The organism is Chloroflexota bacterium (assembly GCA_023475225.1).
GTDB lineage: Bacteria > Chloroflexota > UBA6077 > FW602-bin22 > JAMCVK01 > JAMCVK01.
On record JAMCVK010000046.1, the window covers coordinates 1 to 22,910 of the forward strand.

At 56.8% G+C, this 22,910-nt stretch carries 18 protein-coding genes and 1 CRISPR repeat array; of the genes, 7 read left to right on the forward strand and 11 right to left on the reverse strand.

Going from position 1 to position 22,910, the window contains the following annotated elements:
* From M1136_11860 to M1136_11885, 6 genes are all read left to right on the forward strand, one after another.
* Positions 1–1,262: alkaline phosphatase family protein (locus tag M1136_11860; protein MCL5076317.1), on the forward strand; the 1,262-nt coding region annotated here is incomplete at its 5' end.
* Positions 1,263–1,452: 190 nt separating this feature from the next.
* Positions 1,453–2,835, forward strand: coding sequence for a sugar ABC transporter substrate-binding protein (locus M1136_11865; protein MCL5076318.1), 1,383 nt, complete (start codon positions 1,453–1,455; stop codon positions 2,833–2,835).
* Between the two features lie 279 nt (positions 2,836–3,114).
* Positions 3,115–3,954: a nucleoside phosphorylase gene (locus tag M1136_11870; protein ID MCL5076319.1), complete on the forward strand. Its 840-nt coding sequence runs from the start codon at positions 3,115–3,117 to the stop codon at positions 3,952–3,954.
* A gap of 100 nt (positions 3,955–4,054) precedes the next feature.
* A complete protein-coding gene (locus M1136_11875) occupies positions 4,055–5,437 on the forward strand; it encodes a sugar ABC transporter substrate-binding protein (protein ID MCL5076320.1) in 1,383 nt (460 codons plus the stop codon).
* A gap of 215 nt (positions 5,438–5,652) precedes the next feature.
* Entirely contained in the window at positions 5,653–6,381 is a 729-nt protein-coding gene (locus tag M1136_11880) for a glycosyltransferase family 2 protein (GenBank protein MCL5076321.1), read from the forward strand.
* The gene (locus tag M1136_11885) at positions 6,378–7,205 is read left to right on the forward strand and encodes a YhfC family intramembrane metalloprotease (protein ID MCL5076322.1); all 828 of its coding nucleotides are present in this window, start codon (positions 6,378–6,380) and stop codon (positions 7,203–7,205) included. The genes M1136_11880 and M1136_11885 overlap by 4 nt, the downstream gene beginning before the upstream one ends.
* 18 nt (positions 7,206–7,223) lie before the next feature.
* On the opposite strand, the gene M1136_11890 is transcribed toward M1136_11885, so the two are convergent.
* The 10 genes from M1136_11890 to M1136_11935 form a co-directional block, all read right to left on the reverse strand.
* Complete coding sequence (locus tag M1136_11890) at positions 7,224–8,714, reverse strand: HAMP domain-containing histidine kinase (GenBank protein ID MCL5076323.1); 1,491 nt, start codon at positions 8,712–8,714, stop codon at positions 7,224–7,226.
* Position 8,715: 1 nt separating this feature from the next.
* Positions 8,716–9,411, reverse strand: a complete 696-nt coding sequence (locus M1136_11895; GenBank protein ID MCL5076324.1) for a response regulator transcription factor — start codon at positions 9,409–9,411, stop codon at positions 8,716–8,718.
* Positions 9,412–9,874: 463 nt separating this feature from the next.
* Complete coding sequence (locus tag M1136_11900) at positions 9,875–11,116, reverse strand: ABC transporter permease (GenBank protein ID MCL5076325.1); 1,242 nt, start codon at positions 11,114–11,116, stop codon at positions 9,875–9,877.
* Positions 11,117–11,120: 4 nt separating this feature from the next.
* Entirely contained in the window at positions 11,121–11,882 is a 762-nt protein-coding gene (locus M1136_11905; GenBank protein MCL5076326.1) for an ABC transporter ATP-binding protein, read from the reverse strand.
* Between the two features lie 102 nt (positions 11,883–11,984).
* Positions 11,985–13,649: an efflux RND transporter periplasmic adaptor subunit gene (locus tag M1136_11910; GenBank protein ID MCL5076327.1), complete on the reverse strand. Its 1,665-nt coding sequence runs from the start codon at positions 13,647–13,649 to the stop codon at positions 11,985–11,987.
* Positions 13,650–13,823: 174 nt separating this feature from the next.
* Positions 13,824–14,198, reverse strand: a complete 375-nt coding sequence (locus M1136_11915; protein ID MCL5076328.1) for a DUF1634 domain-containing protein — start codon at positions 14,196–14,198, stop codon at positions 13,824–13,826.
* Between the two features lie 23 nt (positions 14,199–14,221).
* Positions 14,222–15,091 (reverse strand): sulfite exporter TauE/SafE family protein, encoded by an 870-nt coding sequence (locus M1136_11920; GenBank protein ID MCL5076329.1) that lies wholly within the window; start codon positions 15,089–15,091, stop codon positions 14,222–14,224.
* Positions 15,092–15,095: 4 nt separating this feature from the next.
* Positions 15,096–17,018, reverse strand: coding sequence for a molybdopterin biosynthesis protein (locus tag M1136_11925; protein ID MCL5076330.1), 1,923 nt, complete (start codon positions 17,016–17,018; stop codon positions 15,096–15,098).
* A gap of 212 nt (positions 17,019–17,230) precedes the next feature.
* The gene (locus M1136_11930) at positions 17,231–18,469 is read right to left on the reverse strand and encodes a molybdopterin-binding protein (protein ID MCL5076331.1); all 1,239 of its coding nucleotides are present in this window, start codon (positions 18,467–18,469) and stop codon (positions 17,231–17,233) included.
* Between the two features lie 96 nt (positions 18,470–18,565).
* Positions 18,566–19,453, reverse strand: coding sequence for a dihydropteroate synthase (locus M1136_11935; protein MCL5076332.1), 888 nt, complete (start codon positions 19,451–19,453; stop codon positions 18,566–18,568).
* 454 nt (positions 19,454–19,907) lie between these two features.
* On the opposite strand from M1136_11935, the gene M1136_11940 reads away from it, so the two are divergent.
* Entirely contained in the window at positions 19,908–20,612 is a 705-nt protein-coding gene (locus M1136_11940) for a hypothetical protein (GenBank protein MCL5076333.1), read from the forward strand.
* A gap of 366 nt (positions 20,613–20,978) precedes the next feature.
* Here the strand turns inward: M1136_11940 and M1136_11945 are convergent, their stop codons facing one another.
* Complete coding sequence (locus tag M1136_11945) at positions 20,979–21,497, reverse strand: hypothetical protein (protein MCL5076334.1); 519 nt, start codon at positions 21,495–21,497, stop codon at positions 20,979–20,981.
* A 63-nt stretch (positions 21,498–21,560) separates the two neighbouring features.
* A CRISPR array of direct repeats spans positions 21,561–22,890; the repeat unit is 35 nt; unit sequence CTTTCAGTATCCTAACCTCGGATCGATGGATTGTA.
* Positions 22,891–22,910: the final 20 nt, after the last annotated feature.

A 22,910-nucleotide genomic window follows, 5' to 3' on the forward strand; every position in this document is an offset into this window, starting at 1 on the left:
TTCTCAAGGTGGGGGAGTGGAGCGGGTGGCTTCGTGCTGACTTTGAGACGCCCTATGCGCCGGTGCTGGGCAAGTTCAAGATACATCTGGAGGAGTTATCGTCGGATGGGAGGAGGGTGAGCCTACAGCGGACGGTGATCTTTAATTCCGAGGGCTGGGCCTATCCGGAGGGGGTAGGGGAGGAGTTGATTGAGGAGATGCTGGCCCTGGAGAGTGGTGAGCGGGCAGGGGAAGAGGAGGAGCTGACCCAGAAGGTGCCGGTCATCTGTCCGGTATATGAGCCCACGTCGATCCCCCATCAGGCGGCGGGGATAGCAGCGATGACGCGTTATCTGGCCCAGAAGCATCCCTGGGACCTCCTCATTGTCCAGATTCACGCCCCTGACAGCCTCTACCATGAGATTCAGAACGAGCTCTGTCCTGATTGGGCCCTTTATGATCTCCAGCGGGCGGAGGAGGCCTGGGAGAGGTTTCGCCAGGAGTACAAGGTGCTGGACCAGATGGTGGGGGAGATATTGGGTAGCTGCGCTGATGAAGAGACGCTAAAAGTGGTCCTCTCCGACCACGGAGCCATACCGGCAGTGAAGATGGTCTGGGCGGGGAAGCCCCTCGTCGAAGCCGGGCTGCTCGTTTACAAGGAGAAAAATGGACAACTGGTGCTGGATTGGGCGAAGAGCAAGGTGGTACTCGGTGACCATCCCCTGGCCCAGAACATCTGGGTGAACCTCAAGGGACGGGACCCCCAGGGCATCGTGGAGCCTGGGAAGGAGTATGAACAGGTGCGCACCGAGGCCATAAAGGCCCTTTACTCGATGCGGGACCCGGAGACGGGCGAGTGCCCGGTGGCGCTGGCCTTGCGCACGGAGGAGGCCACCTTCCTGGGACAGTGGGGAGACAGGGTCGGCGACATCGTCTACTACCTCGTGCCGAAATACGCCAACGGTGCCGTACATTCGGTTGGCCCCTTTGATCCAGCCCTCATCCCCGAGACTGGATTTGAGACCATTCAGCAAGGGATATGGTACCCCCACGGGGCCTATTTGCAAGGCGTCCATCATTGCTACCTGCCCACAGCCAAGTACAGTGGATGTTCGGTGCAGGCCATCCTGGTGATGGCTGGGCCGGGGACAAAGCGAGGCTATCGCCTGCCTGTGCCACCCTGGACGGTGGACGTGACCCCCACCATCGCCCACCTGTTGGGCATCCCAGCCCCGGCTCAGTCGGAGGGCAATATCATCAGCAACGCCTTTCACAGTGAGTAAGGCAATGAAGTCGAAGACTCTTCGAGTTGTCCAGAAATGTCTCCTCGAAGAGTCTTCGACCTTGAGAAGGAGGTGATGAATAAGCTATAGACGCCGATGATTGTTCGCATCTCGAAGAGTCCTTCTTCGAAGGACTCAAGGAGTCTTCGACCTATGCGCCGTGTTTTAGTTTTGTGAAAGGAGACTTTCCGTGAAAAGACAGTTTTGGCTGCCGATAATCGTCGTTCTGCTGCTCAGCTTCGTCGCCAGCGCCTGTGCCCCGGCCGCTGCCCCAACACCGACGCCGACCAAGGCAGCTGCCCCACCGACGACACCGACTGCTGTGGCCGTAGCCACCCCCACGCCGGTGCCACCAACGCCCACCAAGCCACCCGCACCTCCGGTCACTATCAGGCTCCTCACCCCCGGCGGTGAGCCGTACGCCTCAGCTCTCCCCGTAGCCATTAAGATGTTCGAGGAGAAGCATCCGAACATCAAGGTTGACCTCCATATGGTCGCCTTCAAGGAGCTCTTCCGCACGATCGCCGTCTCCCTGGGCTCGGGCGAGCCTCACGATGTCATGTGGCCCGGTGGCCCATTCGTCCTGAGCTACGCCTACGCCGGCTCCCTGGCTCCCCTGGATGACATCTATACCAAGGAGGACAGGGATGACTTCGTCGAGTCCTCGGTGAAGCAGGCCACCTACCAAGGTAAGCTCTATGCCGGGCCATTCATGCAGTCGTCCATCCTCATCTTCTACAACACCAAGATGTTTGATGAGGCGGGCATCAAGCCACCGAAGACCTTGGAGGACGCCTGGACCTGGCCCCAGTTCGCTGAGGCCCTGCGCAAGGTCGTCGGTCCTCTCCCTCCCGATGGCGTCCCCAAGGTCTGGGGGTTGGTGACACGCAGCATCGGAACGATCTACGACTGGCTACCACTGATCCGCTCCAACGATAAGCCAGGTGGGCCCACCTTCACGGCGGTGAGCCCCGACGGTTCCAAGGCGAGCGGTTACCTCGACACGCCCCAGGCGCTGGAGGCCTTCCAGTTCATGTCCGACTTCTTCAACAAGTGGAAGCTCTCCCCTCAGGCGGATGTCCCCCTGGCCTTTGAGACGGGCAAGGCGGCTACCTGTTTGCGCCCCGAGGACGGGGTCGTTGTCTTGAAAAAGTATCCGGACATAAAATGGTCGCTCACGCCCTTACCCTATTTCAAGACCCCCATCACCCATACGGGCAGCTTCATGTACGTGGTCACGGCTGGCAGCAAGCACCAGAAGGAGGCCAAGGAATTCGTCAAGTTCATGACCAGCAAGGAGATGTCGCTGCCCTGGTACAAACTGACCCAAATGCCACCGGCCCGCAAGTCCACTTTCGCTCAGATACCGGAGTATCAGTCCTTTCCACTGAACCTCTCCTTTCTGGAGATGACTAAGTGGGGTCAGCCTCCCCCAACGACCCCTGGCTACACGGCCTACGCCGCGCTATTTGAGGGAGGCGTGGCCGACATCATCAAGGGGCTGCCAGTGGAGCGGACGGTCAAAACGATGATGGACAAGATGGATGCGGAGTTGAAGAAGTACGCCAGGTAGGAGGGTTCTATCCTTCTCCGAAGGACACCCCGGCCTTCATCCCCCCTTCAGAGAAGGACGGGGGGGCCAGGGGGTGAGGGTACAGCCCCACTACGGGGAGCGAAGCAGAATACAGCCTGAACCCAATCACCCTCTCCCACAGGGGAGGTCAAGGAGGGTGCTCCCTCCTTGGAGGGTCCTAGGGCTCCGCCCTAGCCCCCCCAACTCCCCCCTCTCCCGCAAAGCGGGAGAGGGGGCCAGGGGGTGAGGGCCAATAAAAATTCTTAAGGAGGTTCATCAATGAGACCAAAACCGGAATTCACGCCGCTGAGTGACTTTGGCCAGCAGATGCATTTGCTGGTCAAGAAGGGCGATCTACCCCGCTACGCCCTGACCCCAGGTGACCCCGGACGTGTGCCGCGCATCGGCAAGTTTTGGGACGAATACGAGGAGGTCAAATATCACCGTGAATTTCGTGTGGCCAGGGGAAAGTATAAAGGGGTAGATATCGCTGCTTGTTCCACCGGCGTCGGCGGTCCCTCCACCGATATCACCGTGGTGGAACTGGCTAACGTCGGTGTAGACACCTTCATCCGGGTGGGTACGGCCGGTGGCTTGCAGAAGCACATTGAGCCCGGCGACCTGGTCATCCACACCGGAGCGATGCGCTTGACCGGCGCACCCCGTGCCTACATCGGTGATGAATACCCCGCTGTGGCCAGCTACGAGGTCGTCCTGGCCCTCATCGAGGCCTGTGAACGCCTGGGATTCAATTATCACGTGGGACTAACGGCCAGCGTCGACTCCTTCTACGCCGGTGAGGCCAATCCTATCTATGGTGGGTATTGGCCCTCAAGGCTTGACCATGTCATCGAAGACCTGAGTATGGCCAAGATCGCTAACTTTGAGATGGAAGCTGCTACCCTCTTTGTGTTGGCTAACCTCTTCGGACTGAGGGCTGGCTGCATCTGTGTCATCGGCTCCAACCGCATCACCCAGGTGAGAAAGCCGACGGATGGAAATCTGGATAAGGCCTGTCAGGCTGCTTGCGAGGCGGTGCGGCTACTGGCTGAATGGGATGGAATAAAGGAACGCCACCAAAAGCGTCACCTCTCCCCTTCCCTACTTCAGTCCGAATGAAGCGAGGTTCTCAGGAAAGGAGGTGATGAACAAAAAACCAGCGGTGCCGATAGTTGTCGTTCTAAGTGTGGTGTTTTAGTGCTGTGAAAGGAGACCTACAGTGAAAAGGCGGTTTTTGCTGCCGATTGTTGTCGTTCTGTTGCTCAGTTTCGTCGCCAGTGCCTGTGTCCCGGCCGCTGCCCCAACGCCGACGCCGACCAAGGCGCCTGCCCCACCGCCGGCGACGCCGACGCCGATGGCTGTGGCCACTCCGACGCCAGTGCCACCAACGCCCACCAAGCCACCAGCGCCCGTTACCATCCGCTTCCTGGGTCCGGCGGGAGAGCCAAGGCCTACCGCCTATAAGGCCGCCATCAAGCTGTTCGAGGAAAAACATCCCAACATTAAAGTAGAGTACGAGACGGTGCCTTACGCCGAGTTCTTCCGCAAGATCGCTGTCTCCTTGGCCTCGGGCGAGCCCCACGATGTGATCGAAGCGGCTGAGCCGAACGTCGTAGGCTATGCCTACCACAGCTCCATCATCCCCCTGGACGACATCTACACCAAGGAGGATATGGCAGACTTCGTCGAGGCTTCGCTGAAAGCGGCCTCTTGGCAGGGCAAAATCTATGGTGGGCCGTACATCCAGTCATCCATCCTCATCTTCTACAACACCAAGATGTTTGATGAGGCGGGCATCAAGCCACCGAAGACCTTGGAGGAGGCCTGGACCTGGCCCCAGTTCGCTGAGGCCCTGCGCAAGGTCGTCGGTCCTCTCCCTCCCGATGGCGTCCCCAAGGTCTGGGGGTTGGTGACGCGCAGCATGACGTCGGACTATGACTGGATACCCATGGTTCGTTCCAACGATAAGCCGGGCACGCCCACCTTTCTGGGGATGAACCCGGAGGGCACCAAGGTGACCGGCTACATTGACACGCCGCAGGCGCTGGAGGCCTTCCAGTTCATGTCCGATTTCTTCAACAAGTGGAAGCTCTCCCCTCAGGCGTTGATCCCTGATGCCTTCCAGACCGGCAAGGCGGCCACCTTCCTTGCCCCTGAGATCCAGCGCGCTACCTTTGCGCAGTATCCGGACCTGAAGTGGTCGATCACACCCTTGCCCTATTTCAAGACCCCTATCACCCATACCGGTACCTTCCTGTACGTGGTCACCACCGGCAGCAAGCGCCAGAAGGAGGCCAAGGAGTTCGTCAAGTTTCTGACCAGCAAGGAGATGGGCCCTAAGATGCGCGAATGGCTCCAGACCCTGCCGGCGCGCAAGTCGATGTTTGCCCTGATACCGGAGTATCAGTCCTTCCCACTGAACATCTCCTATTTGGAGCTGGTCAAGTGGGGGCAACCTCGCCCGGTGACGCCCGGCTATACTGAGTATGGAACGCTGACTATGGAGGCATTGGCCGACATCGCTAAGGGGATGCCGGTGGAGAGAACGATCAAAACAGCAGCAGCCAAGATCGATGCCGAGTTGAAAAAGTACGCCAAGTAAGATGGGGGCACAGGCGTCTCACCTGTCCTTGAGCAAACGGTGGGGGCGGTTGGCCAACCGCCCCCACCGTCATCCACCAAAACTACATTTGACAACCACCGTTTGATGCCCTATCCTTCTCCCAGATTTTTAGGCGCAATCAAGCGCGCAGTCCTCTGGAAACATCGCCGCGCTAAGATTCAGGTGATCGGGCGACGGCAAGAAGAGAGCTATAAATGACCAGCCAGGTTGAGAAACCCTACCTATCTGTGGCTATCTCCGCTTACAACGAGGAGAGGCGCATCGGACCAAGCCTACAGCGCATCGTATCCTACCTCGATAGGCAAGGCTACCCCTATGAAATCGTCATCAACGATGATGGCTCAAGGGACAACACGGCCGCCGTGGTAACCTCGTTTGCCTCTCCCAGGATAAAACTCCTCGTCTCACCAACTAACCAGGGTAAAGGGGCCGGCATCAGGCGGGCCGTCCTCCACTCCAACGGTCGGTACATCCTCTTCACCGATGCTGACCTATCTACCCCCATTGAAGAGGTGGCGAAGCTATTGGCGAAGATGGAAAACGGCTGCGACGTCGTTATCGGCTCGCGGGTGCAGCCCGATGGTACCGATATGCGCGCCTCGCAACCCCTCTATCGCCGTCTCCTGGGACGACTCTTTCATTTTCTGGCGGCGCGCCTTATCCTGCCGGGCATCGCCGACAGTCAATCCGGGTTCAAGTGCTTTCGCCGAGAGGTAGCCCACCACCTTTTCGCCGAGTCGCTTCTCCAGAGCATCATCTTTGATGTGGAGATCCTTTACCTGGCTCAAAAGTCCGGTTATCGCATCAGCGAGGTCCCCGTAAGCTGGACGAACGCCGGTGGCTCTCGAATGCGTCTCAGCCCCGCACACGCCCTGCGCGTCCTTTGGGACCTCATTCGTATCCCCCGTTTACATAGAAGATGATGAATCCTCTGCTCGCTGCTAGCTATGGCCTGGCCGCGGTGTTCGACCTCGCCCTGCCTGTAGCCCTGGCCCTGCTGGTGCGCCGACGCTATAATGTGCCCTGGCGATTTCTAGGCTATGGGGCCTTGGTCTTCTTCCTCTCCCAGGTGATCACGCGCATCCCCGGCGTGCTCCTGGCCCAGTCTCTGCTGGGGCCACTCATTCAGAGTTCACCTCTCCTTCCCCTCATCTGGCTGGCCATCCTGGCCGCCACAGCAGGGCTGTTTGAGGAGATCGGCCGCTACCTCGGCTACATATATCTAATAAAGAAGGAAAAATCCTGGCGAAATGCCCTGATGTATGGTATCGGGCACGGCGGGCTGGAGTCTGTCCTGCTGGGGAGCGTGTTGGCTTCGATCACCTTGGTGAATTACATCGCTATATCCAGTCTAGATGCAACTCAACTGCCTCCGGCGCAGATGGAGCAGATAAGACAAGCCCAGGAGACCTTCGCCAAATTGGAGTGGTGGATGCCCCTATTGGGGGCCTTCGAGCGAGCCGGGGCGATGATCATCCAGATTTCACTGGCCGTGATGGTCCTGCAAGTCTTCCTGCGACAGAGTCGCTGGTGGCTAGGGGGAGCCATCGCCTACCACAGCTTGGTGGACTTCGTCGCCCCGCTGACCCTCCAGCACGCCGGTCCTGTAATGGCCGAGGTGAGCGTGGCCGGCTTTGCTCTGATCAGTCTCTATTGGCTCCTGCGCTGGCACGCACAGGGGGGATCCCTGCATCATCCGAAGGGACAGGACCAGGCTGCTCCCTGGCCCGCAGAGCGGCGCCAGTAAGGTCTTTTTGTCCCCTCACTAAACGGTCGTCTGGCCTAAAGGAAGGGTAACCAGCAGTTCGACGCCGCTCTTTGGATCGCTCTTGGCTTCCACCATTCCACCGTGCGCCTCGATGACCTCTTTGACGATGGCTAAGCCCAAACCACTGCCTCCGCCAGCTCGGGCTCGTGACTCGTCCACCTGGTAGAAGCGCTCAAAGATATGAGGCAGGTCCTTAGCTGAAATGTAGGAACCAGTATTGTGCACGGAAACACAGAGAACAGATGAAGGTGAAGAGGAGCCAGAAGCCTTCTGCATCCTCCCTCTCTCGTCTTTGGTTCTCTCACCTAAGGTTACAGTGATGCGCCCACCCTGTGGCGTATGCCGCAAGGCATTATCCAAAAGGTTGTCAAAGGCTTGTTCTAACCAACGCTCATCACCCTCAAACGAGGGCAGAGATGGCAGCTGTGAAACCAGCTCAATACTCGACTCTCCGGCACGCCGCTCTACCCGTCTGATACAGGCCCGTAGTAGCTCGGCCAGGTCAAGACTATGCTTTTCGAGAGGAAGCTGCCCAGCTTCCAGTTTGGAAAGGTTTAGCAGATCATCCACCAGGCAGCCCATACGGTTGGCCTCCTCGTTAATAATCCGCCCTGCCTCAGCGTATCCCTCAGGTTCATTTAGCGCCCCATCAACCATCGCCTGAGAGAAACCCTGGATGGAGGTGAGGGGCGTTTTCAATCCATGGGATATGTTAGCCAGGAAATCACGCAGGGTGCGATGGGAAACGTTCACCTGTTGAGCCATGGCGTTGAAGGCCGTGGCCAAGCGCCTTATCTCGCTGCTGCCACGTACAGATATAGACTGCTGATAATTGCCCTTGGCCATCTCCTCAGAGGCCCGTGTCACCTCGACTACGGGGCCAGCGATGGAGCGAGAGAGGAGCCAAGCGATGACGATGGAGATAGCCAGCGAGACGAGGGCGGCCAGAGAGAGACTAGGGGCCAGCTCCAACCAGGCCGAGGAGACGCTCTGCTGGGGAACAGCCAAAACCACCGAGTAGGCTGGGCTGCGGCTCACGAAACGTTCATTGAAGGGAGACACAGGTTGCGTCGCTACAGTCACAAGGAGAAAGCTCTGTCCGCTGCCCTCCTGATATGTGGTCCAAAAGGTCCTGGGGTGAAGACGCAATATGTCACCGTGGGGAATCGAGATGGTGCGACCCTTAAGGTCACCTTGTGTGTCCTCTACGACCAGCCCTTGGGCATCCATCAATAAGATACGAACATTCATCACCGCTGCTTGCTCTTGCAGGAAAGAGGATATCTGTGCAGGGGGAACGCCACCTCTCTCGAGGATGCGTATCTGCCAGGAAACCGGTAAAGACAGGTCAGCCAGACGGTTAAGAGCCAGTTGCTGCTGGTAATCCCTAAGAAGGTAAAGGAAAGCTGAGCCGGCTAGGAAAAGACACAGGAAAATAATGAGAATGTAAGAGACGATCAATCTTGAGCGCAGGCTGCGCAGGACCACGTTACTCCTTCTCAGTAGCGCTGGGTATCAGCTTATAGCCAATGCCCCATACCGTCTGAATCTGCACCGTGCTGCCGACCAGCTTCTCCCTAAGCCAGGTGATATGGACGTCGATGGTGCGCAGATCACCCTCGTAGTCGTAGCCCCAGATCAGGTCCAGCAGCCTTTCACGACTGAGAACGATGCCCACGTTGCGGGCGAAGGTGGCCAGGAGATCGAACTCCTTAGCCCGCAGGTTCAGCGGCTTGCCCTCTACCGTCGCCTCCCGCCGTTCCGGGTCTATGCGCAGGTTGCCCAGCTCGAGGACCCTGGTCGGTTTGACACCAACCTGGTAACGGCGCAAGACTGCCTTCACCCTGGCCACCAACTCTCTGGGGTTGAAAGGCTTAGTTAGGTAATCGTCAGCCCCCAGCTCGAGACCGACGATCTTATCCACATCATCGTTTCTGGCCGTAAGAATGATTATGGGGATATCGCTCTCCCTACGCAGCTGACGACATACCTCCCACCCGTCTAGTCCAGGCATCATCAAGTCAAGTAACACCAGACTGGGCTTGCCCGTCCGGCATTTGGTTAAGGCCTCTTGGCCATCATAAGCCGTCTCCACCTGATATCCCTCCTTGGAGAGGTATAACTTGATCAGCTGGACGATATTCCGCTCATCATCGACGACCAGGACCGTTACTCTTGAGGTCACCCTCACCCCCTGGCCCCCTCTCCCGCTGCGCGGGAGAGGGGGGATAGCTAGGGCGGAGCCCTAGAACCCTCCAAGGAGGGTGCTCCCTCCTTGACCTCCCCCTTTCTCCCACGGGTGAGGGGGATAACTAGGGCGGAGCCCTAGAACCCTCCAAGGAGGGTGCTCCCTCCTTGACCTCCCCCTTTCTCCCACGGGTGAGGGGGATAACTAGGGCAGGTCCCTAGCACTCTCCAAGGAGGGTGCTCCCTCCTTGACCTCCCCCTTTCTCCCACGGGTGAGGGGGATAGCTAGGGCGGAGCCCTAGAACCCTCCAAGGAGGGTGCTCCCTCCTTGACCTCCCCTTAGGGTAAAGCACCCTCACCACCTGCCCCCCGCTCCCGTCCTCCTTCGGAGGACGGGAGCGGGGGGAATGAAGCATGTAGGGGCAGGGCTTGTCCCTGCCCCGCTTGTTACTCCCCAGCACCTACTCATAGCGCAGGGCCTCAATGGGGTTCAGACGGGCCGCCCGACTGGCTGGGTAAATGCCGAAGAAGAGCCCCACGACCGCTGAGACCCCGAAGGCCAACATAACGGCGTCAGCAGAGACCAGGGTTGGAATGGACTGCCCCCCGAGGCTAAATCGGGAGATGAGTTGAGCTAATCCTATTCCCAGGAGTATACCTATACCTCCACCGACCAGGCTGACGACTATCGCCTCGATAAGGAATTGGCTGAGGATATCCCGGCGCTTAGCCCCTACGGCCTTGCGAATGCCTATCTCTCGCGTCCGCTCCGTCACCGAGACCAGCATGATATTCATGATGCCAATGCCACCCACCACCAGTGAAATGCCCGCGATGCTGCCCAGGAGCAGGGTCATTATCCCCGTCACCTGGCCGGCCATAGCCAGCATATCCTCCTGGCTCCTGATGGTGAAGTCATCCTGTGCTACCCGATGACGCTCACGCAGAATGGACCCAATCTCCTCGGTGGCCTCCTTCATCAGATTTTCATTGGCCACCTGCACGTTGATCATGGAGACATTATGTCCACCCCGCACAGTGCGCTGATGCATAAGACGTTGCTGCATGGTGGTGATGGGTATAAAGACGATATCATCCTGATTGCCCATGGCCTGAGCGCCCTTGCTCTCCATCACTCCGATGACGCGAAAGGTGACCATGTTGATCTTGATGCTTTGACCGACGGGGTCCATGTCGCCAAACAACCCTTGAGCTACGTAGCTGCCCAGCACGGCCACCAGAGAGCGAGCCTCTATGTTTTGCTTACTGATAAACTCCCCCACCGCCGGATAGAAATTACGCACTTGTTGATATTCGGGGGTGACGCCCACGATGCGCGTCCGCACGTTTTGGGAACCGGCCACGACCTGGCCAAAGATAGTACTCTCCGGTGCCACCATAGCCACGGCCGGGGCATTGGCCGGGTTAGCGATGGCCTCAGCGTCTTCCAGGGTCAACGTGGGGGCAGTACCAGCGCCCATCCTTACCCCTCCCTCCTGGATGGCCCCGGGGGTGACGAATAGGAGATTGGTACCCATCCCTTTGATGCGGGCATCAATCGAGGCCTGCGCCCCCCTCCCGACGGACATCAATGCGATAACCGCCCCCACCCCGATGATCATCCCTAACATAGTCAGGGCCGAGCGCAACTTGTTGGCCGTCAATGCCCGCAGAGCAACGCGCAGGCTTTGCACTAGGTTCATCTACTCACCTCCGGGCGATCAGCCCACTGTTTACCTTCTCCCAACCGTTCGGGGAGGGCAGGCTTTGCAGTATTTGCTCAGCTGAAGTCGGTTTGGGGACAAGTTCATCGCTTGTTAGCAGTCCATCTCTGATATGGATTATCCGTTGCGTGTGCAGGGCAATATCCGGCTCGTGGGTGACGATGACTATAGTTATGCTATGTTTTCTATTAAGCCGCTGGAGGATGTCCATGATCTCCTCGCTGGCCCGCGTATCCAGATTGCCTGTCGGCTCATCGGCTAGGATGATGCGGGGGTCGGTCACCAGAGCACGCGCTATAGCCACCCGCTGTTGCTGCCCCCCCGATATCTCAGTCGGTCTGAAATGCAAACGGTCCCCCATTCCTACCATCTCCAGGGCTGCCTGGGCCCTCTGGCGGCGATGGTCACTACCGCCATAGAGCAAGGGCAGCTCCACCTGCTCGATAACCGTAGCGCGGGGTAAAAGGTTGAAGGTCTGGAAGACAAAGCCGATCTTCTTATTGCGAATCTCGGCCAGCTCTTCGTCAGACAGGCGGCTGGTCTCAAGCCCATCGAGTTCATAGGTACCTGAAGTAGGCTGATCCAGGCAACCGATGATGTTCATCAATGTAGACTTGCCCGAACCAGAAGGTCCCATGATAGAGACCAATGCCCCCTTTTCTATCTGTAAAGAGAGACCGCGTAGGGCGTGCACTTTCACCTCGCCCATAGTATAAACCTTGGTTATATTGTCGATCTTTATCATCTTATCCTCCCAGGCGAATTCCTTCTATAGCCTCTTTCATAATGACCCCCGGTCCGCCCTCGGCGGACACTCCCCATTATGAGGGTTCCTGCTTCTAGGGATCTAGCGTGGTGGTCCTACAGGCATAGGAGAGCCACCAAACCCACCGAAACCACCCATGCCCGGCACCCGGACTGGTGCCGTGGTCGTGGTCGGTAGCACTACCTCCTCGCCCTCCTTCAATCCCTCCACCACCTCCGTGAACTGGTCATTGCTCAACCCCACGCGGATAGCCCGCTTCTCTGGCTGACCGTTTACTAACACCTCCACTATTCGCTCTCTCCCCTGAATGCGGATGGCCCGATTGGGTACCATAAGCACGTTGTCTCGTTGGTCAACCGTGATAGAGACGTTGGCCGTCATACCGATTGGCAGATTTGTGCCTGCGGAATCGAGTGAGATGGAGACCAGATAGGTGACCACACCCTGCTGCATGGTGCCGCTGGGAGCGATGGCCGTGACCTTGCCTGAGAATCTCTTACCAGGCAAGGCATCAAAGGTTATCTGAGCCGATTTTCCCAAGCCGAGTTTGGCTACATCGTTCTCATCAACAGTGGCATCTACACGCACCGCCTTCGGGTCTACAAGGGTCACGATGGGGGTTGCGCTTGAGACCTGCTCTCCAACGTTCGCCCCCACCGCGGCAACCACCCCATCAAATGGGGCAACGATGGTGGCGTTAGCCAGGTTTAGCTCGGCTTGCTTCACCGCCGCTTCAGACTGCTTGACCTGCTCCTCAGCCAGGGCGATATCAGTAGGCACTGAGCCTTGCGTCAGCTCCACCAATTGTACCTTAGCGTTGGCTATAGCACTTTTGGCCGTGGCCAGGTCAGCGGCGGTGGGGCCGGCTTTTAATTGATCCAGCCTGGCTTGAACCGCTGCCAGCGCTGCCTGCGCACTCTGAACGTTCTTCTCCGCGGTGGCCAAATCCTCTGGCTTTGGGCCGGACTTGACGACCTCTAGATTAAGCTGAGCCTGGGCCACAGATGTCTCAGCAGCAGCCACCTGGGCATCAGCGGCTACCTTCTTGTAATCAGGGTTACGTGGGTCGCCTTTAATGCCATCACGGTTCACCTGGACGGCCCAAAGGTTGTTTTTAGCCTGTTCCAGATTCAATTCAGCCTTCCGAATGTCGTCCGGGCTTGGGCTAGCCTTGAGTTCGGCCAGATTCGCCTCTGCATTCTGCAAGTTGGCCTGGGCGCTGGCTACAGACTGTTCAGCCGCCTTGAGATCGGCCGCCGTAGGGCTGGCCACCAGGGCGTTATATTTAGCCATAGCACTATCATAAGCCGCTTGCGCCGCAGCGATGGCCTCCGGGGCCTTGGTCTGTTCCAGCTTGATCTGGCTGATGCGTAAGGCAGCCTTGGCCTGAGCCAGATTTATCTCCAGCTGGGTCGTATCCAAAGCAGCCAGGGGCTGGCCAGCCTTGACCTCATCGCCCATCTTCGCCTTCAATTCCTTGAGCCGGCTGGCACTGGTGAAGGTGAGCTTGGCCTGCTTATCAGCCACTACGGAGCCGGTAGCGCTGACTGTGCTGATCAGCGAGCCCTTCCGTACAGGCACAGTTATCACCTGACCTGTAACTGCGGTTGGAGCCGCCATTCTCTGATAGCCAAGGTAGCCCGCCAGGCCCACCAAGGCAATTATCACCAGGGCGACAAACCAACGGCGTCGGACCCACTCTGGTCGAAGCCGTAGGGCAGTCGATTTTGGAGCCTCCATCTTCATCGCTTTTACTCATCCTCCTTACACTATCCCGGAGCTCTCTGTAAAGAACACCTGGAATACTATTATAGGCCTAGATGCTAAAAGTCTATAGGCTAATTATTAAATAATGATTAAATGTGCGACAGTTTCCAGGAGATTCTCCAGGATTGAGGACATGGCTGGCGGTGGCATGGATCAGTGGAAGGACAGGAAGATGCTCAAGGAGAGCATAGCGAGAACGGCCAAGGAGATGGCCAAGTAAGGCCTATCTCTCTCCATCCAGAAGGTTATGGCGGCGATGATGATATAGGAGATGGGTGTCATAAAGAGTAGGAGGGTGCCTAGACTCATCAGGGCTAGCGGCTCAAGGAGCAAGGACTGTTCCAGGATTTGCTCCACGGGGATCACGCTGACCCCCTCTAAGGGAATGCCAAACTCTCCCCCCTGTAGATCGCGCACAGTGAGCATAGTGAGCCCCAGAAGCATCAGCAGCAGACTGGAGAAGACACCAATAATGAGGGTAGCGCGCACCCAGAGATACAATTGCCTATCCTTCGGGTTCTCGGGCACAGTGTCCAAAAAAGATACCTCCGTTAAAAGCCCAGATTCAGGTTGAAACCCTTGAGCAGCATTTGCAGGCCGATGAAGAGAGGCACTAACATAAATATGCGTCTCAGAGTGACATTTCTGGCCTTCTGGGCCAGGCGAGAACCGGCCTGGGCACCCAGGAAGACGCCGACGACGACGGGAGCAATGATGAAGGGGTGGATGTGACCTCGGCTATAATAAATGAAGGCGCTGGCTACAGCTGTAACCCCTATAGTGAAGTTACTCGTGGCCGTGGCCGCCTTCAAGGGGATACCCATAAGCAGGTTCATCGTTGGCACCTTAATGATGCCTCCCCCTATCCCCAGCAGCCCGGAGAGATTGCCAGCCAACACGCTGGCTAACAGTCCCAGAGGAACAGATTTCGCCTGGTAGCGGATAACCTGTTCGGTAGCCCTGTCGTAATACGAGGCGGAAAGGGCCGTACCCAAGAAACCAATCTCTTCCACACCGGCAGGAGGTCCCTCCTCAGCCAGGCTCTCTTCGCTTACGGCACTACGTATCCCCATAGCATAAGCCACATAGACCTGGACAAGCCCAAAGAGCACGCTGAGAATATGGGCATCGACCAGAACGGCCGTGAGTCCACCAATGATGGCCCCCGTGGTGGTGGCTATTTCCAACAATATCCCCAGCCTGATATTCACCAGGCGGGCCTTGACATACACATTGGCCGCCGAGCTGGAGGTAGCGATGACGGCGACGATGCTGGTACCAATCGCAGTGTGGATAGGGATATGAAGGAGCAAAGTGAGGATGGGGACGACGAAAACGCCTCCTCCTAATCCTAAGGCCGAACCAAAAAGACCGGCCGCAAAGCCTACGGCAATCAAAAGTAGCGAAAGAGTATAGTCCAAAGGATTAATCCTTCTTCAGTAGCAACTTGCCCGTATCTGAAACGTCATACCCGCCCAGCTGCGCTACCCTTTCCTGAAATTCTTTGGAGCGGATGACCTCCAGCAACCTCTGTACGCCAGGGCTCTCATAATACTCGCCAGCAATGGCCAGGTCATAGCGCTCCTGAGCGATAGGGATGAAGTCGAGATGCAAGGCCCTGGCTGCGGAGAGGACACCGAGCCCGACATCGGACGTACCCCCAGCTACCGCCGCCGCTACGGCCATATGGGTATAAACCTCGCGCTCATAACCGGTTATGCTTTCAGGGATGATGCCCATCTCCCTCAATTTGAGATCAAGGAGGAGCCTGGTGCCCGCCGCCCTTTGCCGATTGATGAAGGTGACGCCCGGTCTCGCCAGATCCAGCAGTCCTCGAATCTGCTTGGGGTTGCCTGGGGCCACCATCAGCCCTTGCTGGCGATAGACCAGATTGACCAGGGCTACCTTTCGTCCAGGCAGGAAACGTTCGATATAGGGGATGTTATATTCGCCACTCTCCTCGTCGAGGAGGTGAATGCCAGCCAGATGGGCTTCCCCCCTCCTCAAGGACAGCAGACCACCTATGCTGCCCACGTGAGCAGAAGAGAGGGTCAGCTGTGGGAACCTTCGCTTCAACTCACTGGCCAGGATATCAAGGCAGGGATCATGGCTGCCACGGACCACGATAGTGTTTTCGATCTCCTCCGCTGCCTTGTATAGCTCTACCTCAACCTCTTCTCCGGCCAACAAACCCTCGCTATTGCTGGGGATGCGTACGACCCCATCAGCCCTGACCAGCGACATCAGGGCCCCAGCACCACGCCCCAGCGGGGTGGCGATCAGATGCTCCCCTACCCGGCCCAACCTTACCCTCAAGAACTCCTCCGCCCCGAGGGGAGAGAGGACCTTCTGAGACATACGAGCCCTCACACGCCCCAGGGCGGGAGGGCGGATGCCTGCCCAACGGGCGATCAGCGGCCTGGCCAAAAGCTCGAAGGTCAGTACAGCCGAGACCGGGTAACCCGGGATGCCTAAGAGCGGTTTGCCTTTGACCAGCCCCAAAAACGCTGGCTTACCCGGCCTGATCTGTACGCCATGAAAGAGCACCTGCCCCATATCCCGCGCAACAGTCAGGGTATAATCCTCTCGCCCAGCCGAGGAACCAGCATTGATGATGATGAGATCGCTGTCAGCCACTGCCACCACAATGGCTTTTTTGATCGCTTCGTAGTCGTCAGCCACTGGTGGTAGGCGCTGGGGAACGCCACCAGCGAGCGTCACCAGTCCAGCCAGGATATGAGAGTTGGATTCAATTATCCGCCCGGGCTCCAGAGGGTGTCCAACCTCAACCAGTTCTGTTCCCGTTGGAATGATGGTTACGCGGGGCTTGCGGTAGACCTTCACTCTAACCAGCCCACCAGCCAACATTGCCCCAATATCTATGGGTCGGATTTGGTGGTTCTCCGGGAGGATCAGTTCTGTGGCCACGATATCCTCCCCGGTTGGGCGGACATGTTGCCAGGGGGAGGCTGGAGCGATGACCTCGATGGCCTTATCGCCCACTGGTTGAACATCTTCAATCATGATCACGGCGTCGAAGCCGGCGGGCAGCGGGTCCCCCGTATCCACCGCTACAGTCTGCTGCCCCAGCTCAAGGCGCACAGGAGCGCTCTCCGAAGCCCCAAAGGTGTCAGCGGAATGAACGGCCACACCGTCCATAGCCGCGGCGTTATAAGAAGGGGAGGAAATGGCGGCAAAGACCGGCTCGGCTGTGACCCGACCCAGCGAGTCTACGATCGCTACCTCCTCGGCAATGCTGGCCGGCCGCTTAGACTCGCCGATCCTGGCGATGTGATCCAGCGCTTCCTCCAAAGATACCAGGTGAAGATAGATACTCCGCTTACCCACGCCCCCTTATCTCCTAAAGACAGCGAACACGAGAGGCTTTCAGATGTGCCCCAGCTCCCATAAAAAGCCCGTAGGGCCTCCTTGACCTCCCCGGGGGTTCCAAGGGGGCAGGGCTCCCTTGGCAGGGGATTGGGGATGTGCCCCAGCTCCCATAAAAAGCCCGCAGGGCTCCCTTGAACCCCCTCAGGGGGTTTGGGGGATGATATTCCTTCCTAAAGTAATCTGACTTCAACCGCCTCCCCCATCTCTACTCCCTCTTTATTGAGAGGGATAATGGCCAGTCCATCAGCCCTAATCATGGTGGAGATGGAGCTCGACTTACCCAGGATAGGCACGGCCCAGAGCTCGCCGTCTCTATTCTCTAATCTGACCCTGATATATTCCTCTCGACCCGGCGCAGAGGCGACATTACGGGCCATATAGGCCCGCAACCACACCCGCTCTTGAAGACGAACCTGGTAGCCGGCCAGCTGCTGGATGACCGGCTTCACCAAGAGATCGAAGATAACGATAGTCGAGACAGGCTGTCCGGGCAAGCCAAATATCGGCGTGCCCTTGGCGACGGCCAGGATGGTCGGCTTGCCTGGCCTGACCGCTACGCCGTGAACGATGATGCCTGGCTCGCCCAGGTCGCTCATCACTCGAGAGGTGAGATCACGCGTACCGACAGAGCTACCCCCGGAAAGCAAAAGCATGTCTGCTGTAGCCAGGACATACTCAGCCTTCGCCCGCAGAGTGGTATAATCGTCGCCAACAATGCCTTGCCGCAGGGCGATGCCTCCCGCCTCGGTGACCAGAGCAGCCAGGGTGTAGGAGTTGATATCGCTGATTTGACCGGGCTGTGGCTCCTTCCCCGGCTCGATCAGCTCGTCTCCCGTGGCGATGATGGCCACACGCGGCCTCCTGAAAACCCTCACCTGGCTTAGCCCCACCCCGGCCAGGGCCCCCAAATCCCAGGGGCGCAACCTGTGCCCCCGGGTTAGGAGAATCTCCCCTTTTCTAATATCCTCACCAACCTGAGCCACGTTATCCTCAGGGGCAACGGCCCTCCTCACCTCAACCATATCCGCAGCAACGAGTTGGGTATCCTCGACGATGACGACAGCATCTGCCCCAATGGGCCGCATCCCTCCTGTGCTGATCCTGACGGCCTGGTCTTGGCCAAGCGGTATCGTCGCCTCCTCCCCCATCATCACCTCCCCAACGACACTCAGGTAGACCGGGTTGCCCTCTGAAGCCCCGAAGGTATCTTGAGCGCGCACGGCATAGCCGTCCATGCTGGAGCGGGCGAACGGGGGCAGGTCTGCTGGTGAGGCTATCTCCTCAGCCAGAATACGCCCCACACTCTCCATAAGTGGCAGCGTCTCTGTGGGCGTGGGACAACTGTCCAGATGCTCCAGGAGGCGCCGCAGGGCATCTTGAGGGGTGAGGACGGTGAACATTTCGGCCATGGCTGAATCAGCCCCTCCCGGCTGAGAGACAAGCCAGCTCGATAAGAGTCTTCGACCTGTGGCCGCTGATATCAGGACGGTTCGACATAGGCTGAATCACTCCTTCGCGAGACCTTTTTGCTCCAGGGCCGCCTGTCTCTGGCGATAGGCTGTGATATAGCGCAAGGCGTACTGATCTTTCCCCAGCATCAGGTCCGTCGCCAGGAGCGTCTGGCGAATCTCCCATTGAGTGGGGTCGGTGATGGGACAATTTAACCCACGAGCGATGGTCATCGCTAAAAAAGTGGCGTTGAGGGGCTTGCGGTCAGGCAGTCCGAAGGAGACGTTGCTGACTCCACCGCTAACGTTAAGCCCTAGCTCCTTGACCACCAGCGCTATCGTGTCCAAAGCGACCTTACCGGCCAGATAATCAGCGCCAACGGTGAGGCAGAGGGGATCAATGATGACATCCTCCCGCGGAATGCCCAGGCTCTCTGCCCTTTGGACGATCTTCCGGGCTACCTCAAGACGTTTAGCGGCTGTATTCGGGATACCTGTCTCGTCCATACAAAGGCCGATGACTGCCGCACCGAATTGCTTGATGAGGGGCAGGCCCTGGCTCAGAGATTCTTCCTCCCCCGTCACCGAATTGACCAGGGCTTTCCCCTGAAAGGTGCGCAATCCAGCTTCCTTAGCCTCGTGGCTGGAGGAATCGATGCAGATGGGCACATCGACGACCTCACACACGGCTTTTACTGCTGCTATCATCGCCTGGGGCTCATCGATCCCACTCACGCCCACGTTGATATCAATGACGTGGGCTCCGGCCGCCACCTGGGACCTGGCTTCCTCTTTGAGCATAAGCATATCACCATTGGAGATGGCCGCGGCCATTTTCTTGCGCCCCGTGGGGTTGATACGCTCACCGATGATCACCACTGGTAAATCGTGTCCAATTACTACGCTCCGTTGCGCCGTGGATAAGATAGTTCGCACCCCTTCCATACTGTCACCTTGCCTCCTTAATAGATAGGATCGAGTTCGACCCATCAAGCACCCTATTATACCAGAAATGCATCCGTCTCCAGCGAAGTTATACCACGTGGCACGGCCTTTTCAAAGTCTGAGAGACAAGGGAGCATGTCGCCAGTTTAGGGCCAGGAATCGGCTCTTAACAGGGACACAAGGCACTATGCGCGCACGCACGGCCTACTCCTTCCCCACACAACGCGACTTTGAAAAGGGCCTGCGATGTTCCAAAAGGTGCTTGACAGTTGAAGGGCAGGGACTCATAATTGCGCCAGAAGGCGAGGGGCATGGCCGCGCCTGAATCAAGGGTTAGAATGGGAAATTCGGGCTTGCTTGACTAGGTAATTCGCTTGCCCGTACTCAAGTAGTTCTTCTCTTGTTCTGCTGAACTGTATTTGTATATGATGGCGTCGGAAATAAGGGGTTGCTTATGAACGTGGCTCGTGTTACTAGGTCGGTGGCAGAGCAGTGCGCTTTTGCCTTGCTTCTCATTCCGCCGCTTATCTTCATGGGCTGCCAGGGGGCACAACGGCCGTCTCAAGGACCGGCCTCCGTAGCGACACAGCCAGCGTCCCAGGAGCCGTCACAGATAAACGTCGAGGGCCCTTATACTCATCCGGGATTGAAGATGCGGTTCCCGGAGAGAATAGGGGACTTTGAGCGAGGTAAGGTCTTGCGCTATGATCAGTCCGAAGAAGACGTCAGCGTTGGCTACAATCTTCTGAGTCCGCGCTATCCAGTGGTAGCGACGGTTTACGTCTACCCCGGTGTGCGGGTGGTTTCCATAGGTTCTCTGCCCAAAGTAGTTGCACAAGCGAAGGCACTTATCGAGGAGAGAGAATTCTCGGCGGTGAAGAATGAGATCCTGAAGTGGTATCCCGGGGCAACTTCGGTGACGGAAGATGAAGCTCTGCTAGATCAACCGGGTCGCACGCTTAAAGGCAGGAAGCTAACTTTCAAGTTTGAACGGGTGGTTGCTGGGACACGGCTGCCAATGCTGTCGGAGACATACCTGTTTACTCTTGATAAGTGGTTCATAAAGTACCGCTTCACATATCCCGAACAGTCCCATGACTTGGCAACCGCTCAGATTCGGGAGTTTATGACCTCGTTACAATGGCCGGAAGAGCTTTGAAAAACGGGGGTCCCAAGGGGACAGAGCCACCTTGGCAGGGGGCTTTCGGCTGTGCCCCAGTTTGCTAAAAGCACGTAGGGCTCCCTTATCCCGACCTCAGATCGTCAGGTTGTAACCGCCTCCTTCTCGCAGATGGACTCCGAAACAGGGCTACATCTGCCTGCATCTTCTCCAATATGGCCACCTTCCGAACGAGAGGTAGCCTGGCTAAAATGTGTCTAAGTGCCCGGCGGTAGGCTTTTCTCCCAATCAATCGCATCTCTTTTCAAATTATCCAGTATTCTCAACTTCTGGATAAAAGGTAGTTTAGTCTTTTGCAGATGTAACTGCTCTTTGGCCTTTGCCCAATCCTCTAGGGTTGGAATTTTAACGCAGCGTCTTAAGCCCTTTTTCAAGGGAACCATCTTTGTCAAACCTCTGTAGAAGCGAGTGCAAGTAAACCATATCGGCCTCTTCGAGTAGCATCAGGGCTCTGAACCTATCTTTGCTCCGATTAGCCTTTAGAGCCATAAGAATCAGATGCTCTCTATCAACTATTCTAGTAGTAACTCCACCAACCCGAACCAGTTGGGCCTTCCGTAGGGCGTTTTCATACAGGGGGTCAATAGAAGTTGGTAAAATCTGAGTTTCTGTTTTGGCTATTATAAATCCAAATCCCTTCGTTCTTTCGGCATGTTGAGATAGCTCGCGCCAAATGGATATGTATTCCTGGTCTGTGTCGGCCAACACCAGTACATCTATGTCATCGGTATAAATAGGAGCCATGTAGTAGGAAGCGGCAACTGCCCCAAAAATGGCGTAGCCCCTCAACCTCCTCTTGCGTTTGAGCTGGTTCAGAATTCTTATCACAGTTAAGACATCGAGCCTTGTGCCGTTCCTTACCATCGTGCCACCACGGTGCCCAAGGAGGGCATTGAAAAAAGGTTGGTGGTATGTTTGTGGTATGCGCTTTCAGTATCCTAACCTCGGATCGATGGATTGTATCATGCCGGATTGTATCATGCCGAAGATATTTATCGCTACTTCGCCGAGCACGCTCTTTCAGTATCCTAACCTCGGATCGATGGATTGTAATGACCCCCGAAGTGCCGGGGATCGGGCGCTACAATGCTTTCAGTATCCTAACCTCGGATCGATGGATTGTAATTGGAAGCGGCAGCCCATGGGGCTCTCTCAGAAGGACACTTTCAGTATCCTAACCTCGGATCGATGGATTGTAATTGTGGTGGTGATGGGTATGGATATAAGGTACAAAAAACAGTACTTTCAGTATCCTAACCTCGGATCGATGGATTGTATCGGGAAGCGGCCTCCCGTGTGGCTAAAATAGCCGCACAAGCTTTCAGTATCCTAACCTCGGATCGATGGATTGTATCTGATCCACAACCGCCAGCCGAGTTGTATCGGCGGGTATTCTTTCAGTATCCTAACCTCGGATCGATGGATTGTATCGACGGATTGACCCTGCTACTTGAATGTGCTCGCAATACTTTCAGTATCCTAACCTCGGATCGATGGATTGTATCGAGGGAGAGGGGGAGCTTGTGTTTGTGCGAGACCCAGGCTTTCAGTATCCTAACCTCGGATCGATGGATTGTATCGGTCGGCCAGAACAACTGCGTGATCCTTCGCCACCTCATCTTTCAGTATCCTAACCTCGGATCGATGGATCGTATCAAACGGGGGCGTCTGGCGGTGAGACCGCCACTGATGCTTTCAGTATCCTAACCTCGGATCGATGGATCGTATCGGAAGTTGCTCCCTTCATAGAGGGTATACCAGTAGAACACTTTCAGTATCCTAACCTCGGATCGATGGATCGTATCATAAGAAGGCTTCCGCATATTCTGCGAAACAACCCCACTTTCAGTATCCTAACCTCGGATCGATGGATCGTATCTCATCATTTGTAACCCCCCTTTAATCTGGGAGTGCTCTTTCAGTATCCTAACCTCGGATCGATGGATTGTATCACCAACGCCCTGCCCGATCAAACTCCCCATCTGGACCTTTCAGTATCCTAACCTCGGATCGATGGATTGTATCTAATTTTGTCAACAGGAGATGATGATGGATAGTTCCTTTCAGTATCCTAACCTCGGATCGATGGATTGTATCATGCCGGATTGTATCATGCCGAAGATATTTATCGCTACTTCGCCGAGCACGCTCTTTCAGTATCCTAACCTCGGATCGATGGATTGTATCTAATTTTGTCAACAGGAGATGATGATGGATAGTTCCTTTCAGTATCCTAACCTCGGATCGATGGATTGTATCCCGATGCCAATGTCGCCG

Coding starts and splice junctions, on each gene's coding strand:
- M1136_11910 (MCL5076327.1), bottom strand. CDS start 13,649: ATGAAGATGGAGGCTCCAAAATCGACTGCCCTACGGCTTCGACCAGAG.
- M1136_11900 (MCL5076325.1), bottom strand. CDS start 11,116: ATGAACCTAGTGCAAAGCCTGCGCGTTGCTCTGCGGGCATTGACGGCC.
- M1136_11880 (MCL5076321.1), top strand. CDS start 5,653: ATGACCAGCCAGGTTGAGAAACCCTACCTATCTGTGGCTATCTCCGCT.
- M1136_11940 (MCL5076333.1), top strand. CDS start 19,908: ATGAACGTGGCTCGTGTTACTAGGTCGGTGGCAGAGCAGTGCGCTTTT.
- M1136_11885 (MCL5076322.1), top strand. CDS start 6,378: ATGATGAATCCTCTGCTCGCTGCTAGCTATGGCCTGGCCGCGGTGTTC.
- M1136_11905 (MCL5076326.1), bottom strand. CDS start 11,882: ATGATAAAGATCGACAATATAACCAAGGTTTATACTATGGGCGAGGTG.
- M1136_11945 (MCL5076334.1), bottom strand. CDS start 21,497: ATGGTAAGGAACGGCACAAGGCTCGATGTCTTAACTGTGATAAGAATT.
- M1136_11870 (MCL5076319.1), top strand. CDS start 3,115: ATGAGACCAAAACCGGAATTCACGCCGCTGAGTGACTTTGGCCAGCAG.
- M1136_11930 (MCL5076331.1), bottom strand. CDS start 18,469: ATGGCCGAAATGTTCACCGTCCTCACCCCTCAAGATGCCCTGCGGCGC.
- M1136_11935 (MCL5076332.1), bottom strand. CDS start 19,453: ATGGAAGGGGTGCGAACTATCTTATCCACGGCGCAACGGAGCGTAGTA.